1 pseudogene is annotated in these 537 nt (G+C 46.0%); it reads left to right on the top strand.

The features are described 5' to 3' along the window. A pseudogene (locus BN338_RS10345) lies at nucleotides 1-537 on the top strand (DUF4815 domain-containing protein); the annotation flags it as partial.

The following is a 537-nucleotide window of genomic DNA, read 5'->3' as shown; positions in this document are numbered from 1 at the left end:
TCTCCCAGGCACATTAACGCTTAACCCCGCAACAGACTTTTGGCATGAGCAGCGCACCGATTGGCTCTCAAGTGTCACCAAACAACTGAATATGGGCTGGAACCGTGGGAGAACTATCCGTAACACAGAAGTGCGTGATGATTTGGTGAATGCGCGCCAAGAGCAAATCGATTTCTTAAGGCAAATCAAGCTAAACTTTAAAATTGAAGGTTTTGGCAGTGGAGAAATCTTGGAAAGCCTTACCTTTGATGGTGTGAATGTCCTACCAAATAACCACCTTATTTGTGCAGATGCCAAGGGGAGCATTGAAGGAACTTTTACCATTCCTGAGAATATTACAGCTGGTACAAAAAATGTTATCGCACGAGGCAAAGGGGGCACCGTTGCAACGGGGCTTTTTACTGGGCAAGGCGTGATTGATGTCAAAGTCATGCGGCGGACAACAACGGTGCGTATCTGGACACAATTTGATCCGCAAGCACAAGTCTTCACTCCTGATGAAACACGACAAATCACAGGTGTGGATTTTCATCTTTG

The organism is Bartonella queenslandensis AUST/NH15, from assembly GCF_000312585.1.
In the GTDB taxonomy this organism is placed as follows: domain Bacteria; phylum Pseudomonadota; class Alphaproteobacteria; order Rhizobiales; family Rhizobiaceae; genus Bartonella; species Bartonella queenslandensis_A.
The sequence above is the reverse complement of the archived record's forward strand: the minus strand, read 5'-3'. Positions and strand labels throughout refer to the sequence as shown.